Genomic DNA, 17,803 nt, shown 5'->3' with positions numbered 1-17,803 from the left:
ATTGGAATCTTTGTCCAATTCCGGGGGTTAACTTCATTCATATTTCGAGAGGTCATGTTTTTAATAAATACTAATATTTACTTAAGACCGGTCCACTTCCATTCAGTAACTTCAGGCATATCTTTACCATTGTCACGAATGTATTGGTGGTGTTTTGCAAGTAATCTATCCATTTCCGCCACAAAGCCTGCACTCTTTTCAGCGTAACGAGGAACACTTAAAATGGCATCTTTTGCCAAATGGAAACGATCAAGTTTATTAACTACACGCATGTCAAATGGCGTTGTGATGTCTCCTTCTTCCTCATAGCAGTGAATATGAACATTGCTACGCTTACGACCAAACCAAATTGATTGCATCATTGCCTTATAGCCATGCCATGCAAAAATCACTGGCACATCACTTGGGAATAATTGCTCAAATTCTGCATCAGAAATTGCTTCTGGATTATCCTTAGTATTCATCAATTTCATAACGTCAATTACGTTAATATAACGAATCTTAAGATCAGGAAAGTTCTTATGCAAAATATCAATTGCCGCAAGGGATTCCATTGTCGGTTCCGTTTCAGTTGAGGCAAATACAACATCAGGCTTAGCATTTTGGTCAGTTGATGCCCAATCAATGTACGATAAGCCGTGGTTGGCAATACGAGTTGCTTCATCAATTGAGAACCATTGTGGTCTTTCCTGCTTGGAAGTAACCAAAATGTTGATGCACTCACGATCGGTGAAAGCTTTTTGTGAAACTGCCAACAGTGAATTGGTATCAGCTGGTAAATACTCATGAACTAAATCTGGACGATTCTTTTCATACATGTGAGTCAAGACACCAGGGTCTTGGTGAGTATAACCATTATGGTCTTGTTGAAAGACAGTTGAAGTCGCAACAAAGTTTAATGACGGATAGTCCTTACGCCAATATTGTTCCTTAGCCTTTCTTAACCATTTCATATGTTGAGTCAGCATTGAATCTACAACACGACCAAATGATTCATATGTAGCAAAGAAACCGTGACGACCAGACAAAACATAGCCCTCAAGCCAGCCTTCGTCTTGGTGCTCAGACAATTGTGAATCAATCAAACGACCACTTGGTGCCAGGTTTTCATCATTAGGTGTATGAACGGAGCTTTCCCATTGCCGTTTTTGCTCATCAATAAATTTAAATAAACGGTTTGACTTAGTTTCATCAGGGCCAAAGCCACGGAAGGTATTGGGATTAAGTTCTGCAATTTCGTTTAAATATTTAGCCCATTCCGTCATGTCTTCAGCTTCAATAGAACCTGGTTGATCAAATTTTAAGGCATATTTACGGTAATCCGGCAAACTAAGACGCTTAGCTTTTTCTCCACCCGCATTAGTGATTGGATTCATAGCCATCCTGCTATCACCAGTAACATTATCAGCTGTCACGATTTCAGTTGGAACGCCATTTTCATCGAATAACTCTTCCGGTTTATAACTCTTAAGCCAGTCCACCAGCATATCTTTATGTTCCATATCATCTTGAGCAACAGGAATTGGAATCTGGTGAGCTCTAAATGAATTTTCAATTGGGTTACCATCAAGATCCTTCTTTGGACCAGTCCAGCCTTTTGGCACCCGGAAAATAATCATTGGCCAGTGGGGCAAGGTTTCATCATTATTTTCACGAGCATTCTTTTGAATAGCCTTAATCTCTTCAATCACGGTATCCATCAATTTAGCCATTTCTTCATGAACCTGCATGTGGTCTTTATAGCCATCAAATTCACCGCCATTGTAAGCAGAAATAATATAAGGATGCCAACCCATGCCTTCAAAATACTTGGTCAATTCCTCATCCGACATTCTGGAAACGATAGTTGGATTTGAAATCTTGAAACCATTAATTTGCAAGATTGGTAAAACTGCACCGTCCTTGATTGGGTTAATAAATTTATCACTAAACCAGCTGGCTGCAAGTGGTCCTGTTTCTGCCTCACCATCGCCAATTTCAACTGCTGCAATTACGTCAGGATTGTCTAAAATTGCACCTGTACCATGAGAAAGTGAGTAACCTAATTCTCCACCTTCATGCATTGAGCCGGGAGTCTCAGGAGCAGCGTGTGAAGCAGAGCCACCTGGGAAACTGAAACGCTTAAAGAGTTTAGCCATTCCTTTTTCGTCTTGTTGAATTTCAGGATAAAGCTCGCTGTAAGAACCATCAAGGTATGAATTAGATACCATAACCTGACCACCATGACCTGAACCTTCAATATAGAACATGTTCAAACCATATTTTTTGATAACTCTGTTTAAATGAGCATAAATAAAGTTTTGCGGTGAAATAGTGCCCCAGTGACCAATCGGCTTAGGCTTAACTTCACTTGCCTGCAATTCATGCTTTAATAACGGATTGCTCATCAAGAAAAGTTGACCTACAGATAGATAATTTGCTGCACGCCAGTGAGCATCAACGCTTTTGAGAAATTCTTTTGAGTCGTAATCAACTGCCATTTTTATTCTCCCTTTTTAATATTTGCTAAAATTCATTTTATAAACATATTATAGCAAGTTTCCAGCAAAGTTCAACCATTTTAAAAATTGGTTCGTCCCAATTTTAAAAAATAAGTGTTTAGTTATTGCCAAGTAGATAAGTAATACTGTTATTATGGCATTTTCTGTTTACAGATCTGTATATTTATGTTCAAATACTGATAAATACTTATTTTTTAAATTAAATACTGAAAAAGTGATTAAACAATGTTTGTTCTAGTGCTAAATTAGGCACAGGAGAGGTAATATGACACAAGAAGAACGTCTGCAACAAATTAAGCAAATGCTTAATCAAGAAAATCATTTGAGTACTCGCAAGTTAGCAAATTATTTCAACATTTCTTTTGATACAGCTCGTCGTGACGTAGTGCGTTTAACTGAAACTGGTCAAGCTATCAGAGTTCATGGTGGATTAGTTGCGATAGACCGCAGTGATGTACCTAACTTTCTCATGAGAAGTCAAATAGATTCACCAGTAAAAACTAAAATGGCAAGAATGGCTCAGAGATTTATCCATCCTAACCAGTGTGACTTTATCGGTCCATCAACTACTTTAAAGAAATTGTGTGACTTAATTTGTGGCACTGATTTGCAAATTGTTACTAACTCAATTGATAATTCGTTAGCTCTGATGCAGTCAAAACTACCTAATGTGAGACTTCTCGGAGGCAAAATTGATAAGGAACATAGATTTAATTACTCTATTACCTCACTTGAGCTTTTGCAAAAAATAAGTTTTAACACTGCTTTCGTTGGTACTTCAAATGTTAAAAGCGACGGTATCTATTCAACAAAAATGAGTGATTCAGAATTAATCAAGATTGCAAGTTCAAGAGCAAAACAAGTGATAGTTGTTGCAGAAAAATACAAATTTGATAGTCAAAATACATCTCCTTATATGTCAATTCCGCTTAACAAGATTGACGTTTTAATCACAGATTTGCCTTTACCTGAAAATTTCCAAAAGAATTTTTCGCCAAAGACACAAATCATTTCGGTATTGAGGAAGTGAGGTTATGCGCAGCTTTTTTGGTAGCTTGTTTTCAACAAAACGGCAACAGCTAATCGAAGAAGTTTATCAAGACTTAGATCAATTTTATAATAGTTTTTTTAGTAATATATACAATGAATTGAATATCAAAAAATATAAGCAAATTCGTGATGCCGTTGGTATGGTAATGCGCAAGTTTGACAGTAAAGATCACCCATTAGAATATACTGGCAAATTAGTATTGTATATTGAGGCATGTGTCGCACTGCAGCATTTGCATTTAACGACCCTGCAGCAAAAACTTTTGCGTGACTTATGTAATAAAACCAGAAAAATCAACTTAAACTTTGTTTATACTGGACGGATTATGGATATGCAACAATTCAAGAATATTTGATTTTCTTTTTTAAATAGAATGTATCCAAAAAAAGCAGGCCAAAGCCTGCTTTTTCATTTATTCAAATTTACAAAAGTATTGAATCTCATATATTGGTAATGAATACGCATAGTTGATACTTCAAATGGCGTACCATCATCTAAAAAGAAAATACCTTCCATTACTCCGACTGGTTCGCTCTCTTTCAAATTGAGCCGTGTTTGATCTTCAGCATTTGATGGCTCAACAGTAATATTCAGAAAGGCTTTAGTAACCACTTTATTTTGCGAATCTTCGAGGTAATTAAAAAGGGATTTTTTCAAGTGTTCAGGTTTTAACTCAGGAACAATTTTAATTGGTACATACCCAGTTTCAATTAAAAATGGTTGCTTATCTAAAAAACGAAGTCTTTTAAATTGGTACACAAAGTCATTTTCTTTCAGAAACAAGTCTTGTGCAATTCCTTTAGGAGTCTTGATTACGCTAAAAGACAGCAATTTGATTCCTTGCTTTTTGCCAGGAACTTTCAAACTATCAGTTAAACCTAAGTTAGACCCCTCATAACGAAACAAGGACTGATTTTTTAAATACAAAGGGTTAATAAATGTTCCGCTGCCTCTTTTTTTAAAGACAATACCTTGTTGAGAAAGCAGCTCCATCGCCCTTTTCATTGAGGAACGACTTACTTGATAGTGTTCAGCTAGACTACGCTCGTCTGGAAGGCGCATTCCCTCATATTTGTTATCTAGAATATTTTGTTTGATATCACGCATCACAGTACGATAAACGAAATCTGCCATTATCTACCTCAACTATTTATATTCCTGATGGAAGAAACTAACCACTCTGAAAATTGATCTCGGTCAACTTTTACACCAACTTGAACATTTGCCTGTTTATTAAAAAAGTTATTAAAATCAATCAAAGAAGCACCATAGGCACTTGGACTTTTGGTATCTACTATGACATAAGCTGGCTTAAAAGCAAACATTTCAGGCTTTACCAACATACCAGCCGCCAGTGCATCGTAAACTTCACGACCATTGCTTTCAGTATGATCATGTAAATTGCTCATAATATGATAGAGCATATCTCCCGTTCTGCCCGATTGCTTAATTTGATCCAAAACATCTGGAGTCACATATGCTTGATGTCCTAATTCAAGTGGTGCTAATAAAATCTTTATGCCACTTGAAAAAACAATCTGTGCTGCTTCAGGATCGCCCGCAACATTATATTCTGCATAAGGTCCCCAATTGCCACGACCGATTGCACCACCCATAATTACCAGTTGCTCAATTTTAGGCAAATCTTCTGGAAATTGTCTAAAGTAAAGTGCAAAATCTGTTGCTGGTCCAATTTGCATTAACGATACTTTTTCAGCACTGCCAGCAACAACTTCATGAATTGCCTCTGCAGCAATACCTGTTTTTAATAAGTTGTGATTGGGCGAAGGAAAGTCAAATCCAGCCAGTCCACTCTTTCCGTGAACATCTGAGGCATCGATTTGATCTCGCAGTAAAGGTCTGACAGCACCACTTACAACGGGGACAGTGGTTTTTAAAAATGTTTCCAATTTTAAAGTATTATCCAAAGTATTTTTCAATGGTACATTGCCCCAAGTTGCTGCTATCAATTTAACATTAAATTCAGGAGCAAATAAGGCAGTGGTAATTGCTACAACATCATCAATTCCGGGATCAGTACTAATTATCAATGGTTTTTTCAACATAAGTATCCTCTTTTTAAAAATGGTTATAAAACAATAATACCAAATTTAGCCTTTTCTTGCTGTAAAAATAAAAAGAGTTAACCGCATAGACAAACTGAGGTCAACTCATAAATTTACTTTTTACGATCTTCTATCTCACCATTTGAATGAGCGATAATGGCTTCATCGCACATTCCCAGAAAAAGCCCATGTTCGACCACCCCTACGGTATGATCCAAATAATCGGCCAAACCACTAGGAACAGGAATAGGATCAATATTCAAATCGATAATATAATTGCCATAATGAGTTACAAAGCGTTCATTACCTGCCAAACGCCACTGTGGCTGCAACCCTTCAGCTTGAAAAAGTTTAAAATTTTGTTCACACGAAATAGGTAAAACTTCAACAGGCAAAGCGAAGCCACTCAGTCGGTCAACCACTTTAGATTCGTCTACAATCCAAATTATTTTGCGAGAATTAACTGCAACGTTTTTTTCCATGGTCAAAGCTCCACCGCCACCTTTAATACCATCAAAATTAGCTGCTAATCTGTCTGCACCATCGATAGTCAAATCCAGTTGGTCTACTGCTTTCAATTCATCAACATGAAACCCGTAGCTTTCCATTTGCTTCTTGCTTCTGCTTGAGGTCGTTACCACGGCTGCTAAATTAAGTCCTTCTTCTTTTTTTCTTCTACCTAATTCAGCAATTAAAAATGCTACTGTTGAACCAGTACCTACTCCTAGTTTCATTCCAGGTTTTACTAATTCAGCAGCTTTAATTGCAGCCTGCTTTTTTAACTTATCCTGTTCTTCTTTATCCATGATTCATGCTTTCTAAAATACGTAATTGATTTGTAACTAAAATTATTATAGCAAAAATATTAGAAAAGGAAGACACAAAAAAAGCAGTCATAAACTGCTTTTAAACTTGACTTTGTTATTCCGGATCAATTTCAGGAGCTTTGTTAATTTCGCCTGACATCATCCAAATTCTCTTTTCTACATCACTATGAAAACCAGTTAACAAATCATTGGTTGAGTAGTCTCCCTCTTCATCACTGACTTTAATGCCTTCTTCATAAAGCTGATCAAGGTAGTGATAATCAGCAATAATTTTGGCATAGCGCTCATCAATTGTTTCATCCCAATTGCCCTTTTCATCAGGAATTTTTGTTTTATCTGCTATTTCACTTAAAGTTGAAACTGGAGAACCATCAAGGGTAATTAAACGTTCAGACACTTCATCCAGTTGGTCAGCTAGTTCATCCATTACCTTGTCTAAGTATGGGTGTAATTTCAAAAAGCGATTACCGCGCATGTACCAGTGATGTTGGTGAACTACCATATGTAATTGGGTCAAATCAGCGACCAATTGATTTAAAACTTCTTTAGTCTTTGGATATTTCATGTAAAAGTGCCTCCAAAATTAAATAATATTGTTACACTTTTATTATAGCGAGTAAGCGCTATTAATACTAAAATATTGTTTAGCATTTTTTAGTCCTACTATAATAAAAAATCTGCCTTTACCAGACAGATTTTGTTAAAGCAATTATCTTTTATGCAGTTTCTGATTTTTGATGCTTCTTTTCTTGTTTTAAAAGTTTGTTGTCATAGTGCTTAATAAACGGATACCAAACTAGAAAAGCAACTATTGCACAAGTTATTGAAAGTACTGCTCCCTGCCAGCTTACAGTGGCAATAAAACCACTCAATCCAACCGGTGTGGGCCAAGGTTGCTGAAATCTGATCACAGGGACCAAACGAGATTCTATTCCTACATATGCGACAATACCAGCTGCAAGCGGTGCACAAACAAAAGGAATAAAAAGATCAATGTTATAAACAATAGGCAAACCAAATATTAAGGGCTCGTTGATATTAAAAAAGGCTGGTACGATTTCAACTTTCCCCAACTCCTTGAGCTGAGCAGAGCGAGCACGTAAAACCAGCCAAATAGCTACACCAAGCATTGCACCAGAACCACCAACATTTATGAACGCATCAGTTGGATCACCGGCAAAGAACCGATGAGCACCATTCACGTTAGCAGCCATATTAGCTAAAACGATTGGATAATAAAATGAACTCAAGATTGTTGCTCCGTGAATGCCAAACCACCAAAGAAGGTGCAGCAAAAACATTATTACCAAAAAGCCCCACCAAGTATCAGCAATTTTACTAATAAACGAGAAAGGAACATATAACAAATTGAACATGTCGGTTCCCGCTAAAACCAAAGCACCATTAATAACTGCTACAACCAGAGCGACACAAAAAGCAGGAATCAAAGCACTAAAGGAATTAGCAACGCCAGATGGCACAGATGAAGGCATTTTTATTTGCCAATTATGTTTGATAGTATAACGATAAATTTGAACGGTTAACCAAGCAATAACTAGGCCAATAAAAATACCAACTGCTCCAATACGGTAAATACCAGAAGTAGAAGCTTCATATCCACCAGCTACCATTTTATTTTGGGTAGAAGTTTGTAAAAAAACCATTTTCCCGTTTTTCCAAACTAATTCTGCCACCGTGATAAAAAAGCCCATTAAAAACATCATTAATCCGTTTAAAGGCACGACATTAATATGCTCTTCATCTTGATAAATCTTAGTATATGAATATGCAAAGGTGCCAGAAAATACTAATGCTATAATGCCCATCGTAGCATTGTACACGGACTGAAATAAATCATTAAACCGGCCTAAAGTATTAGCGTAAAAGCTGATAAAGGCCGGTATTTTAATAACCTGCGGCAACACAGTGATAATTAAGAAAAATGCACCCACAATAGAAAACGAAATTACACTAAATCCTGCATCCATTATAGCCCTGACAAATCGAGTACCAGCAAACTTGCCAGCAATCTCTGCAATTTGATCCTTTAATGACTTTTTAGCAGTATCTGCCATTAAAATAACTCCTTTCATACTAATTACTTTAATAAATAACTATTAATTAACATTTTATATTTATGTAAATAAGAAATCAATACTCTAATTATTTTTAGCAGATTTAAATTACTTTTAAATATCTATCTTTGCCTCTTCTTATATTATGGATTCTCCTTTCGCTACTAAGTCCAACTATTATTCCTAAAAGTAAAAAAGTTAGTATTAAATATTTCAAGCTACTGTTTGTAATAAATGGCAAAAAGTTCATTTTTAATGGTATAAATGTACATATAATTACCAAAATATTAATAATAATTTGGATCCATAAATAAATCCTGGTAACTGGGACGTCACTCTTGTGGTTATGCATCTTAGTTAGTTGTTCTATTGCGGCAATTCCAGACAAGAAGGTCATCAGTCCTGACAATATTATGCCTGGCATTTTCTGATATTCAAGCAAAATCAATAACCATAGCAGATTGGAAAAAAGAAAAAATATTACAGTGTAGCGCACCATTAAATAACGGCTAAAATACAGATACCTAATATTGTCTTCACGTTTTTTATGTTCAATTTCATCCTGATTAGAAAATTTTCGCGCCATATATCTCAAACCCCTATATCTTAAATATTTACTATATAATACAAACAATTATATAGTAGATATTATTTATTAAAAATAATAATAGCTTTTTAGAGAAGCTTGCCGGTAAAGTAACAATAAGTATAAAATATAATTGTTAATGCTATCATCAGAGAAAAAAGGAGATAAAAATGTTTTCAGCCAAAATGCCAGATGGATTTTTATGGGGAGGAGCCGTTGCTGCTCATCAGTTAGAAGGTGCTTGGAACGAAGATGGCAAAGGAATGTCGGTTGCTGATGTGATGACAGTTGGCTCTGCTACTAAACCACGTGAAATTACAGATGGTGTCATTGCCGGCAAAAATTATCCTAATCACAGCGCCATAGACTTTTATCATCACTATCAAGAAGATATTAAATTAATGGCAGAAATGGGTTTTAAAGCCTTCAGAACTTCCATTGCCTGGACTAGAATTTTTCCCAATGGCGACGACGAGCAGCCCAACGAAGCAGGTCTAAAATTTTATGATGACCTGTTCGATACTTGCCATCACTACGGCATTGAGCCGGTAATTACTTTATCTCACTTTGAGATACCATTTAATTTAGTTAAGAAATACCACGGTTTCACTAACCGTAGAGTAATTGATTTCTTTGTTCGCTTTGCCACAGTTTGTTTTAAACGTTATCAAAGTAAAGTAAAATATTGGATGACTTTTAATGAAATTGATAATCAATCTGCATATAATGATGACTTTTTAATGGCTACAAATTCTGGAATTATTCTTAAGAACATGACTGATAAAGAAAAAGAAGCTGCAATGTATCAAGCAGCTCATTATGAATTAGTTGCTTCAGCTTTGGCTGTTAAAGTTGGACATAAGATTAATCCAGATTTTCAAATTGGTTGTATGATAAACTATTCTCCAGTAAGACCTTTGACCGCTTCATCTGCTGATATGCTCTTAGCAGATAAGTTTGAACAAAGGCGTGACTGGTTCTCTGATGTTCATGTTTTGGGTGAATATCCCAAAGAAGTTGAAGCATATATTGAACGAAACGGTTATCGTCCTGATATTACTGATGAAGACAGAATTGTACTCAAGGAAGGTACAGTAGATTATGTCGGCTTTAGTTACTATCAAACAACAACTGTCTCAGCCCAAAATGTAAAAGGTGATGAATTAAGTGATTTATCTAAGGCAAAAGCTACTAATCCAACTTTGGAAAAAAGTGATTGGGGCTGGGAAATTGATCCAGCTGGCTTAAGAATTGCTTTAAACCACTTAACTGATCGTTATCATAAACCTTTATTCATCGTTGAAAATGGTCTGGGTGCTTACGACAAAGTTGAAAAAGATGGCTCTATTCACGATGATTACAGAGTAGATTACTTAAAAAAGCACATTTCTGAAATGGAAAAAGCAGTTGAAATTGACGGTGTTGACCTAATGGGCTACCTACCCTGGGGTCCAATTGACCTGGTATCTGCTGGAACGGGGCAAATGGATAAAAGGTATGGCTTTATCTATGTTGATAAAAATGATGCTGGTAAAGGTACTTTGAAAAGATCACGCAAAGATTCATTTGATTGGTATAAAAAAGTTATTAGTTCAAATGGTCTTGATTTAGATTAAAATAATATTTAAAAAAATCATAAAATAAGCGATTCCGCCAATTAGCAGGAATCGCTTATTTTTTAAGTATCCAAATTTTTATCATAGACCCTAAAAAGCCCTTAAAAGTAACAGATAGTAATAAAAGCATAACTATACTGTTAAATTAACTTCGTTACTATTTTTTAAAAGTTACTAAATAATTGATCTATTTTTTGATATTCGTCTGAAGTTAAATCAACTTTCATAGCGGCCGCGTTACTTTTAACTTGATCAGCATTACGCGCACCAGGAATAACAACGCTAATTGCAGGATTCGCCATATACCATGCTAATACGGTTTGTGTAACTGTCGCTTGATGATCAGCAGCAATTTTTCTGATGCCATCAATACCTTTCATTGCATCATCATACTGCTTTTCACTGAAATCTCCCAGTAATTTTCCACCATCACTATTCTTAAACTTTTCCCAGTCTTTTAAATAATATTTACCGGTCAAAAGTCCTGAGGCTAATGGGAAGAACGGTACAAAGGAAATATTATTTTCCTGTAAGTACTTCAATTCTTCTTTAACTGGAGCTTGGTGAACTAGGCTAAACTGGTCTTCAACAATATCAACTTTGCCATTTTTATTTGCTTCTTTAATCTGAGCTAAAGAAAAATTGGAAACACCAATTGCTCTTATTTTACCCGCTTTTCGAATCTCATCTAAAGTTTCGATTGCTTCATCTTTAGGCGTATCCTTGTCCGGAAAATGAATATAAAAAATATCAATATAATCTGTTTTCAATCGTAATAATGCTTCATCGACTGCTTTTTTAATAAACTCAGGACTATTATTAATAGCCATATCGTGTGACTGGTCTTGAGCTGCCTTAGTAGCAATTATTACTTTTGAACGATCATAGTCTTGCAGCACATCACCAATAATTTCTTCAGATCTTCCCAGACCATATACATAAGCTGTATCCAGGAAGTTAATTCCTTGTTTTAAAGCTTCTCTTAAAAGATCATAGCCATCTTGTTCATCTAAATTCTGAAATAAGTTATGTCCACCAACTTTGTTAGTTCCTAAACCTAACGGAGTAGTATAAACGTCACTTTTACCAATTTTTATTTGTTTCATGTTGATTCTCTCCTAAATAAATGACTTGAGAGGCTCAAGGCAATAGCTTTGTAATTTATACATATAAGAAAAAAGCAGGCCATATTTCATTAAAGCTAAATCAATTATGACAATTCAATGTTTTTAGCTATGGAATTTATAAAAAATCACCAATATTAAACTGATTGAGATACCACAGTCATTAGTTTTTAATTACTTATTTTCAGTTTCTTTCTTTAACGCATCTGCTTTAAAAAGTTTTTCATAGAGATCTACCATTTCTCCGGCCAAATCCCTAAAGGTTATTGCATTCATCAAATGATCTTGTGAATGGACTACCAGAAGGGTAACCTTTGTATGATCTCCTTGAGCTTCTTTTGTTAACATCCCTGTTTGAGAATTATGTGCTTCGTTCAAAGATTGATCCGATTCTTTCAATTTGGCACGTGCACCTGCAATGTCACCCTTTTTTGCGAGACGAATAGCTTCAAAAGCAAGGCTTTTAGCGTTACCACCATTGGCAATAAGTCCCATGGCTGCTTCTAAAGTTTCTTGTTCCTTTTGTTCAGGTGTTTCCTTTTCAGACATCATAATCCCCTTATCCGTTAATTAAGTCTTCAGCTTGTTGTAAAACTTTTTTACCATCCATCATGCCATAAGCACGCATATCAATAACTCCAAGAGGAATGTCCTTGCCTTCTTTTCCTTGACCTTGGACTTTATTCTTAAAATCGTCTTCCATATAACGAATTTGCGGCCCAAGCAACACACAGTCGGGATGATCTTGTTCAATGTGTTGTGAAGCTTCTGAAGCTGGGCACGCAAAAATATGTGCATCAATACCCTGATCCTTCGCAGCTTGCTGCATTTTGGTAACCAATAAAGATGTACTCATTCCGGCACTGCAGTTAAGCATAATAGTTTGTTCTGCCATAATAATACTTTCCTCCTAAAATGTATCCTAATATTGATCTCTTCTATTATAGCACTTATAGTATTTTTAAAATAGCGCTTACTAATATATCTATTATTTTTTTATATTATATGAAAAAGTTTTAATTATATCTTATGATCTTATGCTTTTGATTAAAAGAAAATATTCGTGGTTTGATCATACTTTGACTACCACGAATATTAATATAATATAGTTCAAATGTATCTTTTGAAAATCTATAAAAGTAATAATTCCTATGAGCTTTTAAAAACAGTTAAAAGCCTCTAAAAGCCATAACAATTCCAGCTATACCAATAATTAACAACGCTAAGCCAATAATTAGAGAAGCCCACATTGCCATTGGCATAAAGCCGTTATTAGTACCCTTATGCAAAATTCCACGGATATAAACGACACTATTAACTATTTGATAAGACCCTAAAGCCATCATAATCACAGCAATAATCATTAAAAATGCTGCACTGGTTAAAAAGTTAGTCATTTTAACACCCTCTTTTAAATTAGATCACTATATTATTAATTAATTTTACCACCTTTTGCAATTAAGATGGTGAAAAAATTATCATCTTTTTTTAACTCTAAATTTAAAACTGCTCAAAAAGCCAATTGCTAGAATTGAAAAGCCATTATTTGTACCATGGCGTAAAATATTGCTAGTATATTTGTAACTGCTAATTATTTCAAATACAGCCAATACAATTAGAACTACAACTATTATTTTCTGAAATATCATACCATGGAAAAAGCTTCTCATTGCAATCGCCTTCTTCGATATCAAAAAGCCCTTTCATTTTTGGCTTTTCCGATATAAAGTCTTTAAATAAAAAAAGTATAGCATTGACCGCTATACTCTCTTATTTAAAATTCTTCGTCATCAGCAGATGGTTCGACATCCTGATAACGATAAATCCCAGTTTTACCAGCTTCCGTTATTCTAGAAAGCAGCTCTTCTTTCTCTAACTGACTGCGATTGATGAACAGTTCCAGCAACATGGGAATATTAACACCCGTGATAATTTCCATTTCCGGATTGCTCTTTAGTAAGCTGACCAGCGTGTTAAAAGGAGTTCCTCCCTTTAGATCTGTTAAACAAAAAACTGTTCCTTTTAGTTGGCTGATTTTTTCACTTATTTCAGACTTTAATTGTTCTAAAGATTCGCCCTCTTTGAAACTCACGGTTTGGCAATTTTCTTGTTTACCACAAATCATTTCTGCTGACTTTAATAATTCAGGTGCTGAATTACCATGTGTACAAATAATTACTCCAACCATATAATCACACTATAATTAATAATCTAAACAGCGGTAGTAACGGCGAATATCCATCGGATGACGGTTAATATGTTCAATGTGAATGTCAATTCTGTTATTAATCGCATGGAAGACAAACGGTGACAAGGTGCCACGATATTTTTCTGAAAAACCTGGCAGGTCATAGTCTTTAGAATCAATAATAGTATAGTTACCACAAATTTCTGGTAAAAATTTAGCAACACGTTCACTTAATGGCCGTTGACTGTCCTCACCAACATAGACAGTAACTGGAGTATCACGATCAACGATTTCAAACATCCCATGGAAAAATTCTGCTGCTTCCACTGCGCGCGTTCTAATCCAGTGTTGTTCTTCCCAATAGCACATTGCATATGAATAAGTTGCACCCCATTGATTGCCGGCACCGACAAAATAGTGAATTTCATCGTCATGGTGTTTCTCGGCAAATTTTTGGGCAAAATCATCCGCATTTTCTTCAATATCAGCAATGTCTTTTGCAAAATGTTGATCCATTTCTTGATAAAACTCATCATAATCTGGAAATTCACCGTTCAAATACATTAAGCGGTCTCCGACCATAAAGAATTTTAACTGTTCATTTTCAGGATAAGAAATACAATACGTTAGCATTGAAGCTAATTTAGCGTGTGGGTCGTCCATAAAACCTAAAATGATTGCACCAACTTGGTTTAAGTTTTTAACTGCATCAACCATTTCTTTGGTATTTCCAGTAACTGAGGAAATTACCACCAAGGTCTTGTCGGTAATACGTTTATTACCAGTTACATTATATTCAGCGGCATTTTGATAAAAAGTTTCTAAAGCACTTTTTTCTTTCATGTGGATATTAGCCTGCATTCCCGAAGCATAGGTTCCACCGATTCCCAGCCAGCAAATATTGGTTATGCCTTTTTTAAATAGTGGATCAATCACATCGTTAATTTGGCTCCGTAGTTTAAGGGCGCCAGTCATACTATCAATTAATTTTTGCTTGTTAAATTTACGCATTTTTCTTCCTCTTTTTTAAAATTATTCTATATTTTTGAAGCTGTTATCTGATCAAAATCCGGGTACGCAGAATGTTGCAAATCTATCTTCTTCACTTGTGATAACTTATAGGCTAGCAAGTGAACCGGTACTGTCATAAATAAAGAAGCCAAAAGTTCACTTGTTGTAATACCTAAACTGAGGTCGTCAGCTGTTGCATTTTCATCTTTACCTGCATATATTGTGTAGACATTTTTAACATGCTTATTTAAGAACCGCTTTAAAAGTTCCATTCTGTCGTGCAATTTTCCCATAGGGTCTAAACAAATGATAAAGTCATCCGGGTTCAACCCCAGATAAGGACCGTGCATGTATTCTTCCAGTTCTTTTCCCCAAGCACTAATACGGACTGCTTCAGTCGTCTTGGTTTCACCTTCGCGGCTGACACCATAAGCTGCACCGTAACCGATAAAAACTAATCTCTTCGCAGTAGCAAATTTACTAATGTTATTTTCAACCCAACTACTTGCACGCTTAATTACTTCAGGCATCTTCTGAACTATATTTTTTATTTCAGCTAAAATTTGTGTAAATTCTACAGACGAAAGTTTGCCTGTTTTTTGTGCAATTAACATAGCTAATAACATTAAATCTAAAATTTCTACGCTATAGCCGGCACTGACATAAGGCATTTCTTCAATTGGCATTCCCATATTTAAAACGTGCTGACAAACTTTTCCAACTGGACTATCAAGCTCACTGGTTAAAGCAAAAACCGTATTACCGGCATCTTGTAATCGCTGAATAATTTTTACTACAGAATAGCTGTGACCGCCTTGAGATATTGCAATACATAAAGAATTTGGCTCAACATGAAGCAAATAATTTTCTGCAATAGAAGGCTCTTCAATTTTTACCGGCATTTTTAAAATATTACTCATAAACGGCAATGCACCATATGCGGCGTTAGAACTTGAACCAGTTGCATAAATAACAACATTAGTAATATTATGATTTAATTGTGCTATCTGCTTAGCAAACAAGTCGGCATAATTTTGCAAAACTGCTTCATAGTATTTTGGTTCTAAGTGGACATAATCTTCAATACTTTTCACAAGAGTCTCCTTAAATTACTGACCCAGCAGTCCTGACCAGGCACCAAATATTCCGATTGCTGCTATCAGCAACAAAATATATTGTGATTTCCAACCTTTTTTATCAAGCCAGAAAATAAAGAATGTGAACAACAGTGGTAAAATACCAGGAACAATGCCATCACAAATTTTTTGGACGGTGGTTGCTTCAGCACCACTGCCAATCTTCAAAGGCATTTTTAACGTTACCATGGTCGCAACCATAGCACCGACCACAGCAAGTCCTAAAACTGAAGCGCCATAAGTTAGCTTATCCATTAAACCTGTCTTTTGCACTTTGTCGATAAAGGAGGAACCTATATTGTAGCCAATAAACAAACCGTAGTATCTAGTGATAATGGCCGGAATATTAAAGATTAGCAAGAACAAAATTGGTCCTAAAATATTACCTTGCATTGCAAGAGAAGTACCAATTCCTGTAGCAATAACCCTTAACGTACCCCAAAAGAATGAATCACCAATACCACTCAAAGGTCCCATTAAAGCAACTTTAATGTTATTGATTGAAGCAGCATCAAAATCTGGATCAAGTTCGTTTTGCTCTTCCATTGCGATTGAAATACCTAAAGGAAAAGTACTTAGCCATGGCGTAACATTATAAAACTCAAGGTGCCGCTTATAAGCGTCCTTTAATTTTTCCTTGTTTTTACCATAGATCTTTCGTAAAGCCGGAACCATAGAGTAGGCATAGCCAAGATTCATTTGGCGTTCATAATTCCAAGCCCATTCCATCGTAAAGGACCGCCAGAAAGTTTTCATTAAATCTTTTCTGGTGAGTAACTTAGAATTCTTCATCTTCATAATCTATGCCTCCATCATCTGCATCTTTTTCACTTGTGTTATTAGAATTAGCAGCAGTATTTACTAACGGTTGACCTTTAAAAGCGGAATAGCCAGTTAGAATAAGGGCCAAACATGCGCCGAAAATAGCTACCCCAGTTACTGATACTTTGAGATAGACTGCCAAGGCAAAACCAATAATAAAGAAAGTGACATTATTCTTGTTGACCATCATCTTAAGCAGCAGAGCAAAACCATATGCTGGTAAAAGCCCTGTGGCAATTCCCAAGCCATTAATAATAAATTGGGGAATGACTGCTAAAATTGCTTTAATTACCGGGCTGCCTAGGACATAGGAAATACCAACTACTAAACCTATTGGCAGGTTAACTGAGAAAAAGCCGCCCAGTACGTTCATCCGACTTACACCACTGCCATCAGCTTCTTCGGCATATTTATCTGCGCGGTGAACGAAGAACGGTAATATGAAAATAAAGCACAAATTTTTGATTACCAAAACCAGAGATGCAATTGGAATCCCCAAGGTTAAAGCAACCGCAGTACTCTTGCCCGCTCCGATGGCGAAAGCAGTTCCCAAAACACTACCGGAGATTATTTCGGGGGGAATTGCCGCACCAATAGAAAATGAACCAACAAAGGCTAACTCCAAAGTTGCCCCCATAATAATTCCCTGATGCAGATTACCCAAGACTAAGCCAGTTAGCGTACAGGTTACAAGTGGCCTTGACAGCATGGATGAACCAACAAAGTATTCACCGTTACCCATCATCGCAATTAAAGCCAAAATAATTGCGGTTAAATATACATTCATTATTTACCTCCAA

Annotated in this window: 20 protein-coding genes; 3 read left to right on the top strand and 17 right to left on the bottom strand. The window is 35.9% G+C overall.

Annotated features, from left to right (window positions below; all coding sequences use genetic code 11):
• Positions 1-77 precede the first annotated feature (77 nt).
• Positions 78-2,480 carry a phosphoketolase family protein gene (locus JF75_RS02760; RefSeq protein WP_046331733.1) on the bottom strand — a complete coding sequence of 801 codons (2,403 nt, stop codon included), beginning with the start codon at positions 2,478-2,480 and terminating at the stop codon, positions 78-80.
• 286 nt (positions 2,481-2,766) lie between these two features.
• Between JF75_RS02760 and JF75_RS02755 the strand changes: the two genes are divergently transcribed.
• Both JF75_RS02755 and JF75_RS02750 read left to right on the top strand, forming a co-directional pair.
• Positions 2,767-3,531, top strand: coding sequence for a DeoR/GlpR family DNA-binding transcription regulator (locus JF75_RS02755; RefSeq protein WP_046331732.1), 765 nt, complete (start codon positions 2,767-2,769; stop codon positions 3,529-3,531).
• 4 nt (positions 3,532-3,535) lie between these two features.
• A complete protein-coding gene (locus JF75_RS02750; protein ID WP_046331731.1) occupies positions 3,536-3,907 on the top strand; it encodes a bacteriocin immunity protein in 372 nt (123 codons plus the stop codon).
• Between the two features lie 53 nt (positions 3,908-3,960).
• On the opposite strand, the gene JF75_RS02745 is transcribed toward JF75_RS02750, so the two are convergent.
• The 6 genes from JF75_RS02745 to JF75_RS02720 form a co-directional block, all read right to left on the bottom strand.
• Entirely contained in the window at positions 3,961-4,686 is a 726-nt protein-coding gene (locus JF75_RS02745; RefSeq protein WP_046331730.1) for a GntR family transcriptional regulator, read from the bottom strand.
• Positions 4,687-4,694: 8 nt separating this feature from the next.
• A complete protein-coding gene (locus JF75_RS02740) occupies positions 4,695-5,618 on the bottom strand; it encodes a nucleoside hydrolase (protein ID WP_046331729.1) in 924 nt (307 codons plus the stop codon).
• Between the two features lie 113 nt (positions 5,619-5,731).
• A complete protein-coding gene (gene rpiA, locus JF75_RS02735; RefSeq protein ID WP_046331728.1) occupies positions 5,732-6,424 on the bottom strand; it encodes a ribose-5-phosphate isomerase RpiA in 693 nt (230 codons plus the stop codon).
• A gap of 115 nt (positions 6,425-6,539) precedes the next feature.
• Positions 6,540-7,010: a Dps family protein gene (locus JF75_RS02730; protein ID WP_046331727.1), complete on the bottom strand. Its 471-nt coding sequence runs from the start codon at positions 7,008-7,010 to the stop codon at positions 6,540-6,542.
• A 151-nt stretch (positions 7,011-7,161) separates the two neighbouring features.
• On the bottom strand, positions 7,162-8,520 hold the full coding sequence (celB, locus tag JF75_RS02725) for a PTS cellobiose transporter subunit IIC (RefSeq protein WP_046331726.1): 1,359 nt from the start codon (positions 8,518-8,520) through the stop codon (positions 7,162-7,164).
• A 103-nt stretch (positions 8,521-8,623) separates the two neighbouring features.
• Entirely contained in the window at positions 8,624-9,106 is a 483-nt protein-coding gene (locus JF75_RS02720) for a hypothetical protein (RefSeq protein ID WP_046331725.1), read from the bottom strand.
• A 170-nt stretch (positions 9,107-9,276) separates the two neighbouring features.
• Here JF75_RS02720 and JF75_RS02715 point away from each other — a divergent pair, with 170 nt between their 5' ends.
• Positions 9,277-10,722, top strand: coding sequence for a 6-phospho-beta-glucosidase (locus JF75_RS02715; protein ID WP_046331724.1), 1,446 nt, complete (start codon positions 9,277-9,279; stop codon positions 10,720-10,722).
• Positions 10,723-10,886: 164 nt separating this feature from the next.
• Here the strand turns inward: JF75_RS02715 and JF75_RS02710 are convergent, their stop codons facing one another.
• From JF75_RS02710 to JF75_RS02665, 10 genes are all read right to left on the bottom strand, one after another.
• The gene (locus tag JF75_RS02710) at positions 10,887-11,828 is read right to left on the bottom strand and encodes an aldo/keto reductase (protein WP_046331723.1); all 942 of its coding nucleotides are present in this window, start codon (positions 11,826-11,828) and stop codon (positions 10,887-10,889) included.
• Positions 11,829-12,020: 192 nt separating this feature from the next.
• Complete coding sequence (locus tag JF75_RS02705; protein ID WP_046331722.1) at positions 12,021-12,398, bottom strand: PTS lactose/cellobiose transporter subunit IIA; 378 nt, start codon at positions 12,396-12,398, stop codon at positions 12,021-12,023.
• Positions 12,399-12,405: 7 nt separating this feature from the next.
• On the bottom strand, positions 12,406-12,741 hold the full coding sequence (locus JF75_RS02700) for a PTS sugar transporter subunit IIB (protein WP_034977128.1): 336 nt from the start codon (positions 12,739-12,741) through the stop codon (positions 12,406-12,408).
• A gap of 274 nt (positions 12,742-13,015) precedes the next feature.
• On the bottom strand, positions 13,016-13,243 hold the full coding sequence (locus JF75_RS02695; RefSeq protein WP_046331721.1) for a hypothetical protein: 228 nt from the start codon (positions 13,241-13,243) through the stop codon (positions 13,016-13,018).
• A gap of 81 nt (positions 13,244-13,324) precedes the next feature.
• Positions 13,325-13,516 carry a hypothetical protein gene (locus tag JF75_RS02690; protein ID WP_046331720.1) on the bottom strand — a complete coding sequence of 64 codons (192 nt, stop codon included), beginning with the start codon at positions 13,514-13,516 and terminating at the stop codon, positions 13,325-13,327.
• A gap of 104 nt (positions 13,517-13,620) precedes the next feature.
• Positions 13,621-14,034 (bottom strand): PTS sugar transporter subunit IIA, encoded by a 414-nt coding sequence (locus JF75_RS02685; RefSeq protein WP_046331719.1) that lies wholly within the window; start codon positions 14,032-14,034, stop codon positions 13,621-13,623.
• A gap of 15 nt (positions 14,035-14,049) precedes the next feature.
• A complete protein-coding gene (locus tag JF75_RS02680) occupies positions 14,050-15,045 on the bottom strand; it encodes an SIS domain-containing protein (RefSeq protein ID WP_046331718.1) in 996 nt (331 codons plus the stop codon).
• A gap of 26 nt (positions 15,046-15,071) precedes the next feature.
• On the bottom strand, positions 15,072-16,139 hold the full coding sequence (locus JF75_RS02675) for an SIS domain-containing protein (protein WP_046331717.1): 1,068 nt from the start codon (positions 16,137-16,139) through the stop codon (positions 15,072-15,074).
• 15 nt (positions 16,140-16,154) lie between these two features.
• Positions 16,155-16,979, bottom strand: a complete 825-nt coding sequence (locus tag JF75_RS02670; RefSeq protein WP_046331716.1) for a PTS system mannose/fructose/sorbose family transporter subunit IID — start codon at positions 16,977-16,979, stop codon at positions 16,155-16,157.
• Positions 16,960-17,790 (bottom strand): PTS mannose/fructose/sorbose/N-acetylgalactosamine transporter subunit IIC, encoded by an 831-nt coding sequence (locus tag JF75_RS02665; RefSeq protein ID WP_045927682.1) that lies wholly within the window; start codon positions 17,788-17,790, stop codon positions 16,960-16,962. Before JF75_RS02665 ends, JF75_RS02670 begins: the two co-directional genes overlap by 20 nt.
• Between the last annotated feature and the right edge of the window lie 13 nt (positions 17,791-17,803).

This window comes from Lactobacillus kimbladii, assembly GCF_000970755.1.
In the GTDB taxonomy this organism is placed as follows: Bacteria; Bacillota; Bacilli; order Lactobacillales; family Lactobacillaceae; genus Lactobacillus; species Lactobacillus kimbladii.
Note: the sequence above shows the minus strand (reverse complement) of the source record. Positions and strands in the feature narration are given on the sequence as shown.

Coding starts and splice junctions, on each gene's coding strand:
- JF75_RS02690 (WP_046331720.1), bottom strand. CDS start 13,516: ATGAGAAGCTTTTTCCATGGTATGATATTTCAGAAAATAATAGTTGTA.
- JF75_RS02680 (WP_046331718.1), bottom strand. CDS start 15,045: ATGCGTAAATTTAACAAGCAAAAATTAATTGATAGTATGACTGGCGCC.
- JF75_RS02685 (WP_046331719.1), bottom strand. CDS start 14,034: ATGGTTGGAGTAATTATTTGTACACATGGTAATTCAGCACCTGAATTA.
- JF75_RS02700 (WP_034977128.1), bottom strand. CDS start 12,741: ATGGCAGAACAAACTATTATGCTTAACTGCAGTGCCGGAATGAGTACA.
- JF75_RS02750 (WP_046331731.1), top strand. CDS start 3,536: ATGCGCAGCTTTTTTGGTAGCTTGTTTTCAACAAAACGGCAACAGCTA.
- JF75_RS02705 (WP_046331722.1), bottom strand. CDS start 12,398: ATGATGTCTGAAAAGGAAACACCTGAACAAAAGGAACAAGAAACTTTA.
- JF75_RS02745 (WP_046331730.1), bottom strand. CDS start 4,686: ATGGCAGATTTCGTTTATCGTACTGTGATGCGTGATATCAAACAAAAT.
- JF75_RS02715 (WP_046331724.1), top strand. CDS start 9,277: ATGTTTTCAGCCAAAATGCCAGATGGATTTTTATGGGGAGGAGCCGTT.
- JF75_RS02755 (WP_046331732.1), top strand. CDS start 2,767: ATGACACAAGAAGAACGTCTGCAACAAATTAAGCAAATGCTTAATCAA.
- JF75_RS02695 (WP_046331721.1), bottom strand. CDS start 13,243: ATGACTAACTTTTTAACCAGTGCAGCATTTTTAATGATTATTGCTGTG.
- JF75_RS02670 (WP_046331716.1), bottom strand. CDS start 16,979: ATGAAGATGAAGAATTCTAAGTTACTCACCAGAAAAGATTTAATGAAA.
- JF75_RS02665 (WP_045927682.1), bottom strand. CDS start 17,790: ATGAATGTATATTTAACCGCAATTATTTTGGCTTTAATTGCGATGATG.
- JF75_RS02710 (WP_046331723.1), bottom strand. CDS start 11,828: ATGAAACAAATAAAAATTGGTAAAAGTGACGTTTATACTACTCCGTTA.
- JF75_RS02740 (WP_046331729.1), bottom strand. CDS start 5,618: ATGTTGAAAAAACCATTGATAATTAGTACTGATCCCGGAATTGATGAT.
- JF75_RS02720 (WP_046331725.1), bottom strand. CDS start 9,106: ATGGCGCGAAAATTTTCTAATCAGGATGAAATTGAACATAAAAAACGT.
- celB (WP_046331726.1), bottom strand. CDS start 8,520: ATGGCAGATACTGCTAAAAAGTCATTAAAGGATCAAATTGCAGAGATT.
- JF75_RS02760 (WP_046331733.1), bottom strand. CDS start 2,480: ATGGCAGTTGATTACGACTCAAAAGAATTTCTCAAAAGCGTTGATGCT.
- rpiA (WP_046331728.1), bottom strand. CDS start 6,424: ATGGATAAAGAAGAACAGGATAAGTTAAAAAAGCAGGCTGCAATTAAA.
- JF75_RS02730 (WP_046331727.1), bottom strand. CDS start 7,010: ATGAAATATCCAAAGACTAAAGAAGTTTTAAATCAATTGGTCGCTGAT.